19 protein-coding genes are annotated in these 17,761 nt (G+C 73.7%); 9 read left to right on the top strand and 10 right to left on the bottom strand.

What is annotated here, in order from left to right; translation table 11 throughout:
• Positions 1–48: 48 nt before the first annotated feature.
• Positions 49–705, bottom strand: coding sequence for an endonuclease NucS (gene nucS, locus Q8R60_05700; protein ID MDP3711962.1), 657 nt, complete (start codon positions 703–705; stop codon positions 49–51).
• 242 nt (positions 706–947) lie between these two features.
• On the opposite strand from nucS, the gene Q8R60_05705 reads away from it, so the two are divergent.
• From Q8R60_05705 to Q8R60_05730, 6 genes are all read left to right on the top strand, one after another.
• Positions 948–1,871, top strand: a complete 924-nt coding sequence (locus tag Q8R60_05705) for a hypothetical protein (protein MDP3711963.1) — start codon at positions 948–950, stop codon at positions 1,869–1,871.
• On the top strand, positions 1,868–2,374 hold the full coding sequence (locus Q8R60_05710) for a prepilin-type N-terminal cleavage/methylation domain-containing protein (protein MDP3711964.1): 507 nt from the start codon (positions 1,868–1,870) through the stop codon (positions 2,372–2,374). Before Q8R60_05705 ends, Q8R60_05710 begins: the two co-directional genes overlap by 4 nt.
• Positions 2,371–3,648, top strand: a complete 1,278-nt coding sequence (locus Q8R60_05715) for a hypothetical protein (protein MDP3711965.1) — start codon at positions 2,371–2,373, stop codon at positions 3,646–3,648. The genes Q8R60_05710 and Q8R60_05715 overlap by 4 nt, the downstream gene beginning before the upstream one ends.
• Positions 3,649–3,798: 150 nt before the next feature.
• Positions 3,799–4,329 carry a glycoside hydrolase family 31 protein gene (locus Q8R60_05720; protein MDP3711966.1) on the top strand — a complete coding sequence of 177 codons (531 nt, stop codon included), beginning with the start codon at positions 3,799–3,801 and terminating at the stop codon, positions 4,327–4,329.
• Between the two features lie 193 nt (positions 4,330–4,522).
• On the top strand, positions 4,523–5,323 hold the full coding sequence (locus Q8R60_05725; protein MDP3711967.1) for a methyltransferase domain-containing protein: 801 nt from the start codon (positions 4,523–4,525) through the stop codon (positions 5,321–5,323).
• Positions 5,324–5,358: 35 nt separating this feature from the next.
• Positions 5,359–6,249, top strand: coding sequence for a homocysteine S-methyltransferase family protein (locus Q8R60_05730; GenBank protein MDP3711968.1), 891 nt, complete (start codon positions 5,359–5,361; stop codon positions 6,247–6,249).
• On the opposite strand, the gene Q8R60_05735 is transcribed toward Q8R60_05730, so the two are convergent.
• From Q8R60_05735 to Q8R60_05770, 8 genes are all read right to left on the bottom strand, one after another.
• On the bottom strand, positions 6,246–6,398 hold the full coding sequence (locus Q8R60_05735) for a UvrB/UvrC motif-containing protein (protein ID MDP3711969.1): 153 nt from the start codon (positions 6,396–6,398) through the stop codon (positions 6,246–6,248). The genes Q8R60_05730 and Q8R60_05735 overlap by 4 nt on opposite strands.
• Positions 6,399–6,401: 3 nt before the next feature.
• Positions 6,402–6,563, bottom strand: coding sequence for a hypothetical protein (locus tag Q8R60_05740; GenBank protein ID MDP3711970.1), 162 nt, complete (start codon positions 6,561–6,563; stop codon positions 6,402–6,404).
• Positions 6,564–6,588: 25 nt separating this feature from the next.
• A complete protein-coding gene (locus tag Q8R60_05745) occupies positions 6,589–8,472 on the bottom strand; it encodes a transglutaminase domain-containing protein (GenBank protein MDP3711971.1) in 1,884 nt (627 codons plus the stop codon).
• The gene (locus tag Q8R60_05750) at positions 8,469–9,491 is read right to left on the bottom strand and encodes a DUF58 domain-containing protein (GenBank protein MDP3711972.1); all 1,023 of its coding nucleotides are present in this window, start codon (positions 9,489–9,491) and stop codon (positions 8,469–8,471) included. Before Q8R60_05750 ends, Q8R60_05745 begins: the two co-directional genes overlap by 4 nt.
• Positions 9,492–9,498: 7 nt before the next feature.
• Complete coding sequence (locus tag Q8R60_05755) at positions 9,499–10,476, bottom strand: MoxR family ATPase (protein ID MDP3711973.1); 978 nt, start codon at positions 10,474–10,476, stop codon at positions 9,499–9,501.
• A gap of 176 nt (positions 10,477–10,652) precedes the next feature.
• Complete coding sequence (locus Q8R60_05760; GenBank protein MDP3711974.1) at positions 10,653–12,617, bottom strand: methylmalonyl-CoA mutase family protein; 1,965 nt, start codon at positions 12,615–12,617, stop codon at positions 10,653–10,655.
• A 58-nt stretch (positions 12,618–12,675) separates the two neighbouring features.
• A complete protein-coding gene (locus tag Q8R60_05765) occupies positions 12,676–13,527 on the bottom strand; it encodes a matrixin family metalloprotease (protein MDP3711975.1) in 852 nt (283 codons plus the stop codon).
• Between the two features lie 40 nt (positions 13,528–13,567).
• Positions 13,568–13,903, bottom strand: a complete 336-nt coding sequence (locus Q8R60_05770; protein ID MDP3711976.1) for an STAS domain-containing protein — start codon at positions 13,901–13,903, stop codon at positions 13,568–13,570.
• Positions 13,904–14,092: 189 nt separating this feature from the next.
• On the opposite strand from Q8R60_05770, the gene Q8R60_05775 reads away from it, so the two are divergent.
• Complete coding sequence (locus Q8R60_05775) at positions 14,093–14,431, top strand: hypothetical protein (protein MDP3711977.1); 339 nt, start codon at positions 14,093–14,095, stop codon at positions 14,429–14,431.
• Positions 14,432–14,440: 9 nt separating this feature from the next.
• On the opposite strand, the gene murA is transcribed toward Q8R60_05775, so the two are convergent.
• Complete coding sequence (gene murA, locus Q8R60_05780) at positions 14,441–15,709, bottom strand: UDP-N-acetylglucosamine 1-carboxyvinyltransferase (protein MDP3711978.1); 1,269 nt, start codon at positions 15,707–15,709, stop codon at positions 14,441–14,443.
• Between the two features lie 85 nt (positions 15,710–15,794).
• Between murA and Q8R60_05785 the strand changes: the two genes are divergently transcribed.
• On the top strand, positions 15,795–16,319 hold the full coding sequence (locus Q8R60_05785) for a SigE family RNA polymerase sigma factor (protein MDP3711979.1): 525 nt from the start codon (positions 15,795–15,797) through the stop codon (positions 16,317–16,319).
• Positions 16,319–17,647 (top strand): hypothetical protein, encoded by a 1,329-nt coding sequence (locus Q8R60_05790; protein ID MDP3711980.1) that lies wholly within the window; start codon positions 16,319–16,321, stop codon positions 17,645–17,647. The genes Q8R60_05785 and Q8R60_05790 overlap by 1 nt, the downstream gene beginning before the upstream one ends.
• The last annotated feature ends 114 nt before the right edge of the window (positions 17,648–17,761 follow it).

The raw sequence follows: 17,761 nt of genomic DNA on the forward strand, positions 1-17,761 counted from the left end.
CCCTAGGACCTCGCGCCGCCTCGCGCGGGTCGGGCAGCTCGCGCAGCCTCAGAACAGCGTGGGCGTGAGCGACTCCAGGCCGCGCAGGTGGTCGTAGTCGACCTGCACGCAGGCGATGCCGCGGTCGGCGGCGAGCACCTTCGCCTGCGGCTTGAACGACTGCGCAGCGAGGACGCCGCGCACCCCGTCGCCGAGCACGGTCGACACCCGCTGCAGGTAGCGGGTGAGCTGCTCGACGCTGTCGATCTCGGCGTGCCGCTTCACCTCGACCAGCACGTGGGCACCCGCCGCGTCGCGGCACAGCAGGTCGACCGGGCCGATGTCGGTGAAGTACTCCCGCTGCACCAGCGTGAAGCCGTCACCGAGGACGTGGCACTGGTCGGCGAGCAGGGCCTGCAGCTGCTTCTCGACCCCGTCCTTCTGCAGGCCCGGGTCGGTGCCGAGCTCGTGCGCGGTGTCGTGCTGGACGTCCTCGACGGTGATGACGAGCTGCTCGCCGCCCTTGTTGGTGACCGTCCAGACACCGTCGACCTCGGCGGTCGCGCAGGGTGGGGTCATCCACATCAGCGGCTTGTAGCCCCCGGTGTCGGAGTGCACGAGGACCGAGCCGTCCGCCTTCACCATGAGCAGCCGGGTGGCCAGCGGCAGGTGGGCGGTGAGGCGGCCGACGTAGTCGACCGAGCAGGTCGCGAGGACGAGGCGCACGCGTCGAGGCTAGCCGCGGGCGGCAGCGGCTGGCGCGAGAGCCCGTCCGCGCTCCATCTCGTCGGTGTGCGCGCCGTGAAGGCGCTCGGCGAGGCGCGGCTCATCCACATCAGCGGCGTGTAGCCGCCTGCCTCCGAGTGCACCAGGACCGAGCCGTCCACAGCTCGCACAACGGCGCCCCAACGGCACGCCGGTCCCAACGGGTCATGTGCTCGGCGTTTCCGGCCGTCGATGTCGTGTCCATGCCGGACGAATGCACACCCCTCAGCGACGACGGCTTCTCCCTCGTGGAGGTGATCGTCGCCATGATGCTCGCCGTCGGCATGATGACGGCGCTCGCCGGCAACCTCGTCAGCGCCCTGCATGCCGCCGCGTACGCGCGGCACGTGCAATCCGCCGGAGACCTGCTCATGAAGGAGATCGAGGAGCTGCGGGCCCTTCCCTGGGCAGCGCTGGGCCACGCGTCCACGGATCTCGGCACCGACCCGTCCCTGGTCCTGCAGAGCGGGGTTCTCACCGCCCCCGTCCTGGCGGCCCGCGAGCCGGTGGTGGTCCTCGCGACGGGCGCCGGAGTCGCGCAGCACGTGCGGCCGGTGGCCTTGCCCCCCGCAATTCGCGCGACCGTCAGCAGCTATGTGACGTCACCGCCGGGCTGCCTCTGTCGCCGGGTGCAGGTCGCGATCGCCTGGTCCGAACGCAACAAGGCCAAGTCCCGGAGCACCAGCACCCTGGTCTACAGCGCCGCCCCTGTCGGCCGGACCTCGGGCGCCTTCGTGCTCGGGGCGTCGACGCTGACGGTGCCGGACGCGCCTCGCGGCACCGCCGCGCCAGTCGGCGTCCTGCTGTCCAACGACGGCCAGCAGCAGCCGTTCCGGCTGACCGCGAACGTGGTGCGGGGAGTGACTGTCCTGCCGTGGGCGATCAGCTGGTACGCCGACCCGAACCGCAACGGCAGGGTGGACCTTGGAGAGCTGCGGCTGGACACCGCCTTGCCGGGCACGGGCGCGCTCGACCTCGTGGGCTCGGGGACGACCGTCCCGGTGACTGCCGTGGTGGCGGTCCCGCCGAGCACCTCCACCGGGGACGTGACCGTGACGGTGACGGCTACGTCCCCGGCCGATCCGAGCGCCAGCGTGCGCAGCTTCTTCACTGTGCGGGTCACGTGAGGCGGGATGACGCGGGCGTGACGCTCGCGGAGCTGCTCGTCAGTGTGGTTCTCCTCGGCATCGTCATGTCGGTCCTGTTCGGGGGCGTGCTCTCGGTGCACCGGACCTACCGCAGCGTGACCTCCGACGTGTGGAACCGGGAGGACGCGATGCGGGCGACCGCCTGGCTCAGCCGAGACCTGCGCGACGCCCTGACGGTCACCCGCGGGGCCACAGCCAGCACGGTCAGCGTCTGGCTGGACCGCGACGACGACGGCCTGCAGTCCGCCGCGGAGACGATCACGTGGTCCGCGGGCACGACCGCCGCCGGTGCGCCCGCCCTGCTGCGGACGGCTGGAGACGGCAGCAGGCGCGTCCTCCCGTCAATCACCGAGCTGCGCCTGGCGTACACGCCGGCCGCGCCGGCCTCCGTGCGCACCGTGACGGCCACGGTGAGCTATGCCAGGGCTGACGGTTCGCCTCGCGGCGACACCTGGACCGTCCGGAACAGGAACACAGCGTGAGGCGGCTTCGGCGCGATGACGGCTTCGCGATGATCATGGTCATCGGGACCGCCTCCGTGCTCGTGCTGCTCGTTGTGATCCTGTTCCAGGTCACCGTCCGGGCTCTGGGCACGCACGCTGCTCACGCCGTGCGCCATACGAGCCTCGACGCGGCGGACGCTGGCATCGACGACGCCCTTGCCCGGCTGTCGGTAGACAGGTCCTGGAACACCGGCCACGTCCTCGCTCCCGGGGCTGGGGAAGCGGCCGCGGCCAGGGCCGCCCTGGAGGCGCTCGCTCCCACGGGCCGGGTCCGGACGCCGACCGGGGACTACGTCGTCCTACGGCCTTCGGACCGCCGGGTCCTGTGGGCGCTGGGCTACGCGCCGAACTACGAGCGGGCCACCTCGCGGCGGCTCGTGCGCGTCGAGTTCGCCTTCCCCCGTGACCCGGCGCCCGCGGCGCTGCTCACAGGCCGGGACATCGCCATGTCGGGTGGCTTCGAGGTCCGGAGCGGCACCGGGGTCGGCAGCGGCGCTGACGTCCACTCCAATGTCAACATCACCGGGACGGCTGGCAGCGTGTCCGTCACCGGCGGAACCTTCACGGCGACCGGCCTGAACCAGTTCGCGCCGGCGGCGTCGGGCGCACCTGCGCGCACCATGCCGACCATCGACCCACGGCTGCTCTACGCGGGCGCCGTACATCCGTCGGTCAAGCCGTTCTGGACCGACCTCTGCCCCGGGGGCGAGACCAAGGAGCCCGCCGGCACTCCCTGCACCGGACCGTCGAAGCCCACACCGGCCGGGTGGTCGTGGTCGTGGTCGTCCAAGGACAACACCAACATGTGGACGCAGTCCTCCGCCGGGCCCGTGGGCGTGTACTACGTCTACCGAGGAAACGCGGAGCTGCGCACCAACGGCGACAGCGTCCAGCAGACGATCATCACCGAGTCCTCGACCAACCGCACCTGCCCGTCGCTCGGCGACGGCGCCATCACCGTGCAGAAGACCAAGGTCTACGCCTACCTGCCGGGCATCACGCTCTACGCGGGTGGCTCCCTCTCCATGGTGACCGGCAGCGGCGCCTACAGCGGTCTCGTGGCAGCGCAGAACAGCCTGAGTCTGTCCACAGCCAGCGCGCCAGGCATCACGGGGTGGGTCATCGCCGAGAACCTGTGCCCGACGGACAGCAACAGCTTCCAGGGGTCGCAGCTCGTCTACCAGCCGCAGGTGGCGCAGCCGCGCTCCGGACCGCCGCAGGTGACATCCCGACACGAGGCCTTCGGGCCGTGAGCGGGTCGGCGGGCCCGCGGACGTGACGGTTCGGCCGGGCTAGTAGGACTGACGGCGTGGGACTGATCGCCGTACTCCTGGCCGTCCTCGTCGTCAGCGACGCGACGGTCCCCAAGGGAACCCGAGCGTGGTCTTCACAGCGTTGTCCAGATGAGGGGAAGTCGTGGCCCCACCAGCCGCCGGCCCGAGCTCCGGCTCCACCGACTGCCTCTCGAGCAGTCAGCGGACCAGCATCTCGCACGCAAGGCGGGTCGAGCTGAGCTCGGGCCTCCGCGGCGCGGTAGCAGCCAGATCTACGCCGAAGGCGTGGAGCAACCGAAGGAGTTGACAGCGCTGCAGCAGGCGGGTTGTCAGCTACCGCGGCCACAGACGCTCCGGGACACCACCCGATCGTGCGCAGCCACGCTGTCTGGACGGCACCGGACGGGAGGCTCTCACCGTTCGAACCCGCAACCGAGCCTGCAGGACGTGGCTGACCAGTGGATGCTCGGCGACGACGTCCTGGTCGCACCCGTCCTGCGCGAGGGTGCTCGCACGCGCGACGTGGTCCTGCCACGAGGGTGCTGGCGCTACGAGCCGAGCGGGCGCCGGTACGACGGCGGTCGACAGGTCCGGGTGGCCGCCGACCTGTCGACGCTGCCGTACTTCAGCACGTGCGTCTCGCGTCCCTTCGGCCAGTGATCCCCCGCGCTCCCAGGCGCGGACGCCGGGTCGCTCGCGTCGCACGCGCATGGAGAGCACGTCGATGCACGCGGCCGACGCCGTCGACCGAGCAGGTCATGCGGATGAGGCGTACGCCGCGACGCTAGCCCTGCCGGGGGCGCAGGTCGCGCGAGCCCTGCCGCTCAGAGGCAATCTGCTCTACCGTCGAGGGATGCCTGACGAGGCACGTCACATCTGGGCCGAGGACATGTCCACGGCGTACGACGAGCTCCTGGTCCCCGCGGTCTTCCGTCCATGGGCCACCGACCTCGCCACCCGTGCGGCCGCGCACGGGCCGCAGGACGTGCTCGAGCTCGCCGCGGGCACAGGTGTGCTCACGCGGGCCCTTGCGGTCGCCCTGCCCGCTGCGCGGACCACCGCGACAGACCTCAACGACGCGATGGTCGACGTCGGACGCACCAAGGCACCAGCGGCGACCTGGCGCCAGGCCGACGCGATGCAGCTGCCCTTTGACGACGACAGCGCCGACCTCGTCGCCTGCCAGTTCGGCGTCATGTTCTTCCCCGACCGGCCGGCCGCCTACCGCGAGGTCGCACGGGTGCTCCGACCCGGTGGCCGCTTCCTGTTCACCACCTGGGCAGCGCTCGCGACGCACGAGGTCGAGGCGGAGGTCATGGCAGCTCTCGCCGCCGTCTTCCCCGACGACCCACCGTCCTTCCTCGCCCGCGTGCCGCACGGCTACCACGAGGTGGACCGCGTCGCCGCTGACCTGGCGATGGCCGGCTTCCGCGACCTCGACGTCGAGACGGTCGAGCGCGAGTGCCGCGCGCCGAGCGTCGACGACCTCGCACGGGGCTACTGCCGAGGCACACCGCTGCGCGCCGAGATCGAGGCGCGCGGTGACCTCGAGACGTGCACGGGGCAGGTCGCAGCCGCGCTGCGCACGCGGTGGGGGACCGGACCGGTCCTCGCCCGGATGTCGGCTCACATCGTGACCGCCAGCCTCGGCTAGGTCCAGGCAGTCCGTATCGCAGGGAGGGGAAAGTCATGGCGCTGGAGTGGGTGACCGACGGTGGTCTGGAGACGGACCTGCTGTTCCACAAGGGACTCGACCTGCCGGAGTTCGCGGCGTTCCCGCTGGTGGAGCAAACGGCAGGAGCGACTGCGCTGGCGACCTACTACCGCGACTACGTCGAGGTGGCCTCCGCTGCAGGTGCTGGGCTGGTGCTCGAGACGCCCACGTGGCGCGCCAACGCCGATTGGGGAGCGCGGCTCGGCTACGACGCCGCCGCGCTGGACCGCGTCAACCGCTCGGCCGTCTCACTCGTGCGGGACGTGGCGCCCCCGGGTGCCCGGGTCCGGATGTCCGGCGTCGTCGGGCCGCGGGGCGACGGCTACGTCGCGGCAGGGCACCGCGCGGACGAGGCAGCGGGCTACCACCTGCCCCAGGTGCGGAGCCTCGCGGAGGCCGGCGTGGACGTCGTGCACGCCATGACGCTCAGCGAGGTGGCGGAGGCCGTCGGCGTCGTGCGCGCGGCACGCGAGGTCGGCGTCGCGGTCGGCGTCTCGTTCACGGTCGAGACCGACGGGCGCCTCCCCGACGGCACGCCGCTTCGCGACGCGGTCGAGCAGACCGACGCCACCGCAGCGCCCGACTGGTACGGCGTGAACTGCGCCCACCCCACCCACCTGCTGCCGGCCCTCGACGGCGGCGCGTGGCAGTCGCGCCTGCAGTGCCTGCGCCCCAACGCGTCGATGCTCACCCACGCCGAGCTCGACGTCATGGAGGAGCTCGACGAGGGCGACCGCGGCCTGCTGCGGTCCAGCGTCGCGGATGTGCTCGCGCAGCTGCCGTCGATCACCACCCTGGGCGGCTGCTGCGGCACGGACGTCACCCACGTCGCGGCGCTCTGGGGCGTCGCGGCGCCCGCGCGCTAGCCGCGCCCGGACAGCTCCTGCTCGACCGCGGCGAGCTCGTCGCGCAGCCGGGCGGCAGCCTCGAAATCCAGGTCGTCGGCGGCCCGGGCCATGTCGCGCGCGGTGCGGTCGCGCTGCTGCTCGAGCTGGGCGACGGTGCGGTCGGCCAGCTGTCACGACGTCGTCCGGGCGGTCTCGACGCCCTCCTCGGTGTGCACGGGCACGACCTCGGGAGCGGCGCCGATGTGGTGCATCCGCCCGGTGTCCGGCGCGGTGTAGCGCCGGGACCTCGTGCGCACCAGGTCCCGCGCGCGAGGTCGCGGTTCGTCGCTCACACCCGACAGTGTGCGCCACTCGGGCTCAGGCCCGGTCGAGCACCTCGGCCGCCTCGGGAGCACGGGCCGGGGCGGTTGCGGCGTAGCACTCCTGCTCGACGACGGTCAGTGCGGCCACGACCTCGGGTGGCGCGTCCAGACGGGAGCGCAGCTCACCGAGAGACTCGGCCGGCCGGCGGGCGCGACCCGCGAGCCTCGCGTCGTACCTGAGGAAGGCCGCCAGCGCCGGGCGGCCCCGCACGTCGGCCACGACGCGCGGAAGGCGATCGCCGGGCACCGGTCGGCGACGGCGCAGCAGCAGCACCCCGGCGACCGCGGCCGTGAGGGCGAGCAGAGCCGCAGCGATCGCGGGCCGGCCACCGGGGACGTCGTCGGCCCGGCGCAGGGCGGCGGTGAGCTCAGCGACGACCCGGGTGCGCAGCGACGCGCTCGCGAGCTGCGTCGACGGGGGCGTCGGGTCCGACGGCACCCAGCCGAAGCCGGGGTGGAAGACCTCGACCCAGGCGTGCAGGTCCTTCTGCCGATAGGTACGCCGATCGCCGTCCTCGACGCCGTAACCGACCCCGGTGACGAAGCGGGCGGGGATGCCTGCGGCGCGCAGGAGCAGGGCCTCGGCAGCGGCGAACTGCTCGCAGAAGCCGACCCGGTCGACGAACAGGAAGCGGTCGACGGCGTCCTCGCCGGGACCGGGCACGGGCGAGTCGAGGCGGTAGGACGCGGTGGCCGTCAGGTGCGCCTCCACGGCCCGGACCACGTCGATGCGCGACGACGCACCCGCGGCCAGCTGCCGGCCGAGGTCGACGACCCGCTGCGGAAGACCGGAGGGCAGCGCGGTCCAGCGCGGATCGGTCTCGTCGGGCCCGGTGGCGGCCCGCAGCACCTCGACGCTGGGCTGCACGACGGAGGTGGTCACGCGGTAGCCCGGCGAGGTCGAGCCCTGCAGCGCGCCGTACCCGTCGACCACCGCGGAGCGCCCGCCGGCCTCGAGCGAGACGACCGGACCCGGCGCGAAGACCGGGCCGGCGGCGCGGCGCTCGACCCGCACGTCGTCGGTGCGGGTCGGACCGGTCGGCGCGGCCACGGCGAAGGGCGGGCCGGAGATCCGCCTCAGGTCGCCCGGGGTCGTCCAGGCACGACCGTCCCAGGTGTCGTAGACGCCGCTGCGCCACAGCGGCGGCGAGTCGGCGGGCACCTCGATGAGCGGCTGGTCGGTGAGGTCACCGCGGGTGCTGAGGTCGACCCGGGTGCCGGTGTAGGCCCCCGGGACCCCGCGCCCGCTGAACTGCTGCGCCTGGGCCTGTGCCGCCAGCCGGCTGCGCAGCCCGGCGTCCTCGGGCACGGGCACGAGCAGGAAGCCGGCGAGCCCGAGCACCGCCGCGAGGGCGGCGGCGGTCACGACCGGGCCGCGCGGCGAGCCGGCCGCGAGCGTCACGTCCACCCCGTCGGCGACCCGCTCGCGGTCGGCGAGGACCACCGCGGTGACGACCGCGACCCAGCCCGCGAGCAGGGGCAGCCCGACGAGGACGTCGGGCGCGAACGACGCCCCGAGCACGAGCAGGCCGAGCGCGCTGAGCAGGCCGCCGGACAGCTCACGGCGCCGCACCCAGGTGAAGGCCTGAGCGACGCTGACGCCGACGAGCAGCGGCCCGAGCACCCCGCGCGGCCCCGCCTCTCCCCCACCGCTCACGACCCGTGGCAGCACGACCAGCGCCAGGCCTACCGCGACGAGGGTGGCACCGGCCCGCAGCCGCGCGGCGCTGCGGTCGCTCGCGCGGCTCGTCACGACGGCGCCGGCCACCACGAGCGGGACGCTCACCAGCAGCGCTGCCACCGGCAGCACGGTCGCGGCGACGGCGGCGAGGTGCCCGCAGACGACGGCGACGAGGGTCGCGAGACGCAGCCCGCTCACGACCGGCCCGCCTCGACGACGACCGCGCCGACCGCGGCGCAGGCCCGGCGCACGCTCGCGGTGCGGTCGACGAGCAGCCCACCACCCGACACGAGTACGACGGTGCCCCCGCTCCCCGCCGCGCGCGTCGCCGCGGCGACGGTCGCGGCGTCGAGCGGCTGTGCGGCGTCGAGCCCGGCGTGCCACTCGAGGACGGCGGCGAGGTCCGGCAGCCGGGGCGCCTGGTGCCCGGTGGCCAGCAGGACCGGGGCGCGCTGGTGGCGCACGGCCTGCTCCGCGACCGAGCAGGCGCTCGCCACCGACGCCTCCCACTCCGGGCCCGAGCCCGCACCGGTGCAGAGCACGACGACGGCCGAGCCGGTGTCGCGCTCGCGCTCCAGCACGACGGGTCGTCCGTGGCGGGCGCTGGAGCGGGCGTGCACCGCCCGCGCGCCGTCGCCCGGCCGCCACGGCCGCAGGCCGAGCACCTCGGTGCCGACGCCGGGCAACGGGCGGCTGCTCCCGCCGGAGCCCTGCCCGCCCTCGGGCAGCGCCGTGACGGTGACGGCCCGTGGGGCCACCACCACCGCGACGTCCACGTGACGCGTGGCACTGACCCGCACCAGACCGAAGGGCGCGGTGCTCGTCAGCTGCACCTCACCAGCTGTCGTGGCGCAGCGCGTGACGGCGGTGCGCCGCAGCACGGCCGCGACCTGCTGGCCAGGGGCCAGCGCGGGCACTGCGACGACGAGGGGCGACAGGCCTGGGGACGTGTCGGTGAGCCGCGCAGGCGGGCTCGGCCGCCGACCGGCGTTGCGGACCACGAGCTGCACCTCGACCTCGTCGCCGACCCGGGCGCGTACGGGCGTCGTGGTCACCTCGAGACCGTCGAGACGCGGGCGCAGCAGCACCGCGGCGAGCGGCAGGACGAGCGCCGCGGCGCTGGCCAGGGCCAGCCAGCCACCGCCGGTGATGCGGCCGAGCAGGTGCAGCACGACGGCGGCCGCGACCGCCGCGGTGACACCGCGGGTCGGTCTCATGCCGGGCTCACGTGGCGAGCGGGACCGGCACCGCCGCGAGCAGCTCGGCGACCAGCTGCTGCCCGCGCCGCAGCCCGCCGCCGCTGTCGCGCAGCACGAGCCGGTGGCCGAGGACGGGCGGGGCGAGGACCTTCACGTCGTCGGGCGTGACGTGGTCGCGCCCGGCCAGCAGCGCCCGCGACTGCGCGCAGTGGACGAGGGTCAGCGCCGCGCGGGTGCTCGCGCCGAGCACGACGCCGGGGTGCGACCTGGTCGCCTCGACGACCCGCACCGCGTGGTCGAGGACGGCGTCGGCGACGTGCGTGCGGCGTACCTCTCGTCGCACTGCGGCGAGCTCGCCCGGGCTGGTCACGGCGACCAGCTCACCGACCGTCGCGTGGTCGAGCTGCTCGCGCACGACCAGCCGCTCGGTGGCCGGGTCGTTGGCGCCGAGGGTGAGGGTGACGGCGAAGCGGTCGAGCTGGGCCTCGGGCAGGGGGTAGGTGCCGTACTGCTCGAGGGGGTTCTGGGTCGCGAGCACGACGAAGGGGTCGGGCAGCGGGTGACGGGTGCCGTCGACGGTGACCGCGCCCTCGTCCATCGCCTCGAGGAACGCCGACTGGGTCCGCGGCGGGGTGCGGTTGAGCTCGTCGACCAGGACGACGTGGCCGAAGACCGGGCCGGGCACGAAGGCGAAGGCGCGCCGCTCGGGCTCCCAGACGCCGCTGCCGGTGATGTCGGCGGGCAGCAGGTCGGCGGTGCCCTGGATGCGCCGGAAGGTGCCACCGAGGCACTGCGCGACGGCCCGCGCGAGGGTCGTCTTGCCGCTGCCGGGGACGTCCTCGACGAGCACGTGCCCGCCGGCGAGGACGGCGCAGACGACGAGCTCGACCTGGGCGCGGCGGCCGTGGACGACCTGCTCGACACCGGCGACCAGGCGCGCGGCGACGAGGGCCGCCTCCGAGCGCGCGAGGGGCAGGTCGGACGGGACAGCGGCAAGGCTCACAGCTCACTCACAGGGGGCGCTCCAGGAACAGGGGGCAGGCGTCCCCTGGATCTTCGGCAGCGCGCAGCCCCACCTGCAGCCCCTGCAGCCCGTTACGTCCTACGGCGCGAGCGCGCGACCGCAACGCCGTCCGCAGGACGCAACGCGGCAGACCGGGGCGCGTCCGGGCGCAGCGATCAGTGGGCCGCGCGGACGACCTCGACGATGTCGCGCATGATCGTGTTGAGGGCGAAGTCCTTGGGCGTGAAGACCCGGGCGACGCCGAGCTCGCGCAGCCGCACCGCGTCGGACTCCGGGATGATGCCGCCGACCACGACCGGCACGTCACCGGCACCGGCGTCGCGCAGGCCGGCCAGCACCGCCGGGACGACCTCCATGTGGGAGCCCGACAGCACCGACAGCCCGATGACGTGGACGTCCTCCTCGACCGCGGCCGCGACGATCTGCGACGGGGTGAGGCGGATGCCCTGGTAGACGACCTCGAAGCCGACGTCGCGGGCGCGCACGGCGATCTGCTCGGCGCCGTTGGAGTGGCCGTCGAGGCCGGGCTTGCCGACCAGGAAGCGCAGCGGACCGCCGAGCTCCTCCGCGGTCGCCTTCACGAGCGCGCGGACCTCGGCGACCTCGTCACCGGCCGGACCCGACGCCGACGCACCGGCGACACCGGTGGGCGCGCGGTACTCCCCGAAGACCTCGCGCAGGGCGCCGGCCCACTCCCCCGTCGTGACGCCCGCGCGGGCGCAGACCAGGGTGGCGGCCATGAGGTTGTCCTCGGTCTTGGCGGCGTCGCGCAGCGCCCGCAGCGCCTCGTCGACGGCGAGCGCGTCGCGCCCGTCGCGCCAGGCACGGACCGCGTCGGCGGCCTGCTGCTCGACGGCCGGGTCGACGGTGAGGATCGACCCGTCGACGTCGGCGGTCAGCGGGCTCGGCTCGGTGGTGGTGAAGCGGTTGACGCCGACGACGACGTCCTCACCGGCCTCGATGCGGCGGCGCCGCTCGGCGTGCGAGCCGACCAGCGCGGTCTTCATGTAGTCGACGGCCTCGATGGCGCCGCCCATGTCCTGGATGCGGGCCAGCTCCGCGCGCACCTCGGCGCACAGGTCGGAGACCTTGCCCTCGACGACGACGGAGCCCTCGAAGATGTCGTCGTACTCCAGCAGGTCCGTCTCGTAGGCCAGCACCTGCTGCAGCCGCAGCGACCACTGCTGGTCCCACGGGCGGGGCAGGCCGAGCGCCTCGTTCCACGCGGGCAGCTGGATCGCGCGGGCGCGCGCGTCCTTCGACAGCGTGACGCCGAGCATCTCGATGACGATGCGCTGGACGTTGTTCTCCGGCTGGGCCTCGGTGAGGCCGAGGGAGTTGACCTGCACGCCGTAGCGGAAGCGACGGTGCTTGGGGTCCGTGACGCCGTAGCGGTCGGCGAGCAGCTCGTCCCAGAGCCGGCCGAAGGCGCGCATCTTGCACATCTCCTCGACGAAGCGGACGCCCGCGTTGACGAAGAAGGAGATGCGCGCGCAGACCTCGCCGAAGCGCTCGTCGGGGACCTGGCCCGAGGCCTTGACCGAGTCGAGGACAGCGATGGCCGTGGCGAGCGCGAAGGAGATCTCCTGGACGGGCGTGGCGCCCGCCTCCTGCAGGTGGTAGCTGCAGATGTTGATGGGGTTCCACTTCGGGATCGCCGTGACGGTGTAGGCCACCATGTCGGTGATCAGCCGCAGCGACGGCCCGGGCGGGAAGACGTAGGTCCCGCGGGAGAGGTACTCCTTGACGATGTCGTTCTGGGTCGTGCCGGCGAGCTGACCGGGCTCTGCGCCCTGCTCCTCCGCGACGACCTCGTAGAGCGCGAGCAGCCACATCGCGGTGGCGTTGATCGTCATCGAGGTGTTCATCTCGGCGAGCGGGATCGCGTCGAACAGCTGCCGCATGTCACCGACGTGGCTGATCGGCACGCCGACCTTGCCGACCTCGCCCCGGGCCAGCTCGGCGTCGGGGTCGTAGCCGGTCTGGGTCGGGAGGTCGAAGGCGACCGACAGACCGGTCTGGCCCTTCGCGAGGTTCATCCGGTAGAGCTCATTGGACTTCGCCGCCGAGGAGTGCCCGGCGTAGGTCCGCATCACCCAGGGCTTGTCGCGCTCGGTCATGACCACCTCCTGACCGAACTGTATTCGGAACACTCGCGACGCTCGTGTGAGACCTGTCTCAGCCGAGCTGCAGCTCGCGCGCGGCCGGAGCGGGGTGGCAGCCGGCCGCCGCCCCGAGGGCCGTCAGCCCGGCCCGGTCGCCGCGGCCGAACTCGCTCTCGCTGTTGGTCGTCGTGACGTGCATGACCTGCGTCGCGTCGTCGACGTGGCCGAGACCCACGACGTGGGTGAGCTCGTGCAGCAGCACCTCGCCCTCGGTCGCTCCCGGGCCGAAGCCCGACGCCAGCCGGTGGTCCGCGTCGAGCACGACCTGCCCGGTGACGAGGTGGCCACCCGCGTCGGTGCCGGGCACGGCGACGGCCACCGCGAGCCCCTGCGTGCCGTCACCGATCGGCAGGTCGGTGCGGGCGGCCGGCACCCACCCGACGAGCAGCGGCGCCCACCGCTGGCCGTAGCGCTCGGACTGGTAGGCCGCGCGGCCGTCCGACGGCACCTCCTCGGTGTCGCCCTCGTCGACGAAGCGCAGCCCGCTGACCGCTGAGATCCGGCGCAGCGCCTCGGCGAGGTCGCGCCGCCCCTGCTGCGGCATCCACTGCGGCTGCACGACGTAGCGGATCGGCTCGCACGGGTCCCAGCGGGCCGGCCGCCCCGCCTCGTCGACGTAGCTCGCCGTCCACCCCACGACGGCCGGCGCGGGCTCGGTGACGGCCCGCAGCTGCGAGACCTGCCCGCTCTGCGCGGTGTCGCGCAGGCTCACCAGGCCGACGGCGAGCAGCGCGCCCGCGGCGACCAGGGCGACGAGCCACCCACGGGTACGCCGGGCCGGCGGGCCGCTCTGCACGGCCGGCGTGCCCCACGGCTGGCCGGCCTGCGGAGCGGGCGTCGGAGCGGCGCCGAAGTAGTCGTCCACGCGGCCTGATCGGCCTGCAGGCGGCAGGGCTGTAGGGCCGTCAGGCGCAGCGGGTCCGGCTGGTGCGCAGCACCCGGTCGAGCCGGGTCAGGAACAGCACCCGGCCCACCGCCGGGGTCACGTCGCGCAGCACCAGGGTCCGGCCGGTGCGGCTGGCCCGGCGGTGGGCGCCGACGAGGACGCCGAGACCCGTCGCGTCGATGGCCTCGAGTGCGGCGAGATCGACGACCAGGTCGCCGTCACCGCCCTCGACGGCGTCGGCGAGGGCGAGCCGCACGTCGGCGGCAGCGTGGACGTCGAGGTGTCCCGCGAGGGCCACCACACGGCCCGGGTCGGGTTGCGTGATGGTCAGGCAGTCGCTGTCGGTGTCGTGCACGTGCCACCTCCCCTGGGCCGTCCGGTTCGGGCGGCCTTGTAGGGGAAGACGCGCCGGACCGCCTTGCGGATGCCTCCAGGTGTGTCACGTCTGGGTCACGAATTCGAGCCGGCACGCGGGACGCCATCGGACCAGCCGTCGTTCCCGATGGCCGACCGCGCGTCGCGGTGAGAGCATGCAGGTGTGATCGTGTCGAGCTACCACTTCCTGCTCGGGCCGCTCGTGGCCCTCGGCGCTCTCGGCGTGATCATCCTCATCTGCCGCTGGGTGTTCTCCACCACCGAGCGCGACGATCGCATGGCGCGGCGCCTGGAGAAGGCCCGGTCCGCCGGCGACTTCGGCCTGCTGGTGCCGGTCGCGACCGTGCGGGTGGCCGACGATGCCGAGATGCTGCAGGGCGTCCTGCGCGAGGCCGGCATCCGCGCGACGGTGGCCCCGGCACCCGCGACGGAGACCTCGCCGCCCGGCTGGGCGGTGCTCGTCTTCCGGGCCGACGCCACCCGCGCCGAGCAGCTCGTCCGCTCCTGACCCGAGCCGCTAGAAGAGCTCGGCGGGGGCGGCTTCCCGTCGTACGTCGGCCCCGAGCGCGACGAGCTGGTCGACGAAGCCGGCGTAGCCGCGGTCGATGTGGTGGACCTCGCCGACCTCGGTCACCCCGTCGGCGACGAGGCCGGCGAGCACCAGCGCCGCGCCGGCCCGGATGTCGTGGGCGCGCACCGGCGCGCCCGACAGCTGCTCGCGCCCGCGGACGACGGCGTGCTTGCCGTCGGTGCGGACGTCGGCACCCAACCGCTTGAGCTCGTCGACGAACATCCAGCGCGCCTCGAAGACGTTCTCGGTGACCATCGCGGTGCCGTCGGCGATCGCGTTGACGGCCAGCACCATCGGCTGCAGGTCGGTCGGGAAGCCCGGGTAGGGCAGCGTCACGACGTCGACGGAGCGCGGCCGCTCGTCCATCGTCACCCGGAAGCCGTCGTCCTCGACCGTCACCTCGGCGCCGGTCTGGTGGACCTTGTCGAGGGCCATCTCGAGGTGCTCGGGGCGGGCGCCGCGCACGTGCACGTCACCGCGGGTCATGACCGCTGCCATCGCCCAGGTGCCCGCGACGATGCGGTCCGGGACGGTCTCGTGGGTGGCGGGCGACAGCGACTCGACGCCGTCGACGACGAGCGTCGAGGTCCCGATGCCGCCGACCTGAGCGCCCATCTGCACGAGCAGCTGGCACAGGTCGACGATCTCGGGCTCGCGGGCGGCGTTGTCGATGACGGTCGTGCCCTTGGCCAGCGCTGCGGCCATGAGGAGGTTCTCGGTGGCGCCGACGCTCGGGAAGTCGAGCCAGACCTGCGCGCCGGTCAGCCGCGGTGCCCGGGCGATGAGGTAGCCGTGCTCGCTCTCGACGGTGGCGCCGAGCTTGACGAGGCCGGCGACGTGCATGTCGAGACCCCGCGAGCCGATCGCGTCACCGCCGGGCAGCGCGACCTTGGCCTCGCCGCACCGGGCGACCAGCGGTCCGAGCACGGCGATGGAGGCGCGCATCCGGCGTACGAGGTCGTAGTCCGCCTCGTGGCCCGGCTGGGCCGGCACGTCGATCGCGACCGAGCCCTCGCCCTGCTCGACCGTGCAGCCGAGCCGACGCAGGACCTCGCTCATGATCGAGACGTCGAGGATGTCGGGGACGGCGGTGAGGGTGGTCGTGCCCTCGGCGAGCAGCGCCGCGGCCATCAGCTTGAGGACGCTGTTCTTCGCACCGGTCACGGCCACCTCACCGGCGAGGCGGGCACCTCCTGCGACGACGAAGCGGTCCACGCCGTCAGCATAGGGACGCAACCTTCGGCGAGCGGGTGGCGTCCTCCCTGTCAGCACCGACACGAGACCGACCTGAGGAGCACGCATGGACGAGCAGGGACGCGAGGCCTTCCGGGCCTACGTCGCCGCGCGCTCGCCCGCGCTGATGCGCACGGCCTACCTGCTGACGGGCAGCCGCCCCGACGCCGAGGACCTGCTGCAGACCGCGCTGGCCAAGACCTACCTCGCGTGGGACCGGATCCGCGAGCGCGAGGCCGTCGACGGCTACGTGCGCAAGGTGATGGTCAACACGCAGACGTCGTTCTGGCGACGTCGCCGGGTCGACGAGCGACCGACCGAGTCGTTGCCCGAGCGGCCGGGGCGCGACGTCACCGCCGACCTCGACCTGCACGACGCGCTGTGGACCGCCCTTGCGACGCTGACCAAGCGGCAGCGCGCGATGGTCGTCCTGCGCTACTACGAAGACCTTCCCGAGGCGGAGGTCGCCCGCGTGCTCGGCGTCTCCGTCGGCACCGTCAAGTCCACGACCTCCCGCGCGCTCACCGCGCTGCGCGACGACTCCGGCCTGCGCGACGACCCGCGCGCGGCCCTCCCGGCAGGAGCACTGTGATGGCCCCGATCGACGACGAGCTGCGCTCGACCCTCTCCGGTCGCGCCGACCTGGTCTCCCCCGCCGCCGACCCCTTCGAGGGCATCGAGCGTCGGGCCCGCGGGATCCGGCGCCGCCGCGGTCTCGCTGCGGTCCTCGGTACGACGGCCGCCGTCGCCGCGATCGCCCTCGCGGTGCCCGCGATGATCGGTGGCACGACCCCGACCACTGCTCCTCAGGACTTCGCGACCCCGACAACGACCGGTGACCGGCCCACCAACGCGCTGGACTGGCCATCGGTGAGCGGCAGCACGGCGCTGGACTCCGACGCTCGTGCGGAGTGGGGCCGTGTCCACGCCGCCTCAGACGCCTCGGGAGAGGTGCTCTTCCGCGGGCGCACCGCGGACGACAGGGAGGTCGTGCTGCTGCAGATCTGGGCGCCGGAGGGCAAGGCCCACGCGGTGATCGCCACCACAGGCGAAGAGGCGCCGCTGCTCCTGCTGGACCAGGTCGCGGAGCCCACGATCGACGGCTACAGGGCGATCGTGCCCGGAATCGAGACACCGCACGTCGTCGTGGTGGGTGCGCCAGGGACGAACTCGATCGACTACGCGGCCGACGGGCGCACCTTCCGCCTCGTGGCAACAGGGCGGAGCGCGGTCTTCCGTCGCACCGGCCCCACCGGGCCCTTGCAGGACCAGATCCGTGTGGATGACGGTTCATTCGTCTACGCCCAGCCCGCCGACCCGGATGCATCCGACCGTGCGTCAGCTGATGTCCCGTCGAACCTCCTGGCGGCGTGGCCGGAGCGTGGCGAACGCCCGGACGAGGACCTTGTGATCGGGGCGAAGCGCGGATTCGCCATGGCGGTCGACCGAGGGTCGGACATCTCCGCCGCTCGCTTCGTGGCGCACTTCGCGGGCTCGACCGACGGAGGCCTGCGCTACGTCCTCGGGCAGGCATGGTTCGTCGGCGAAGACACCGCCTATCCGGTGTCCTTCACCCTGGGCGGGGAGTCGGGCCAAGAGGTCTTCGTCGGGCGGCCGACCGCCGACAACGCGCAGGTGCTCGCCTTCGTCCCCTGCTGCTCCCCGGGGACCACGACCGACACGCTCGTGGTCATCCCGGCGCCGGGCGCCGGGCAGGTGCAGTACGGCGCGGCCAACAGCGAGTGGCGCGACGTCGGCGCCGGCCAGGACTACCTCGACGGTGTCGTCCTCGTCGACCGCGACCCCGGTGCGACCGACGACCGGCTGCGCATCCTCGACGGTGACGGCAACCTCGACGGTCCCTACCTCTACGAGGGCCCGGTGGCCGCCCTGCTCTGCGGGATCAAGGAGTGCGGCTGACAGAGCGGGGGCCGGCCCGCCCGGCTCGCTAGCCCGGATGTGGCGATCACGCACGCTGGAGACGGCGTCGTGATCGCCACATCCGGCTGTGCGGGCCTGGTCCGCCCCGTCCAC

The organism is Mycobacteriales bacterium, assembly GCA_030697205.1.
Lineage (GTDB): Bacteria > Actinomycetota > Actinomycetes > Mycobacteriales > SCTD01 > JAUYQP01.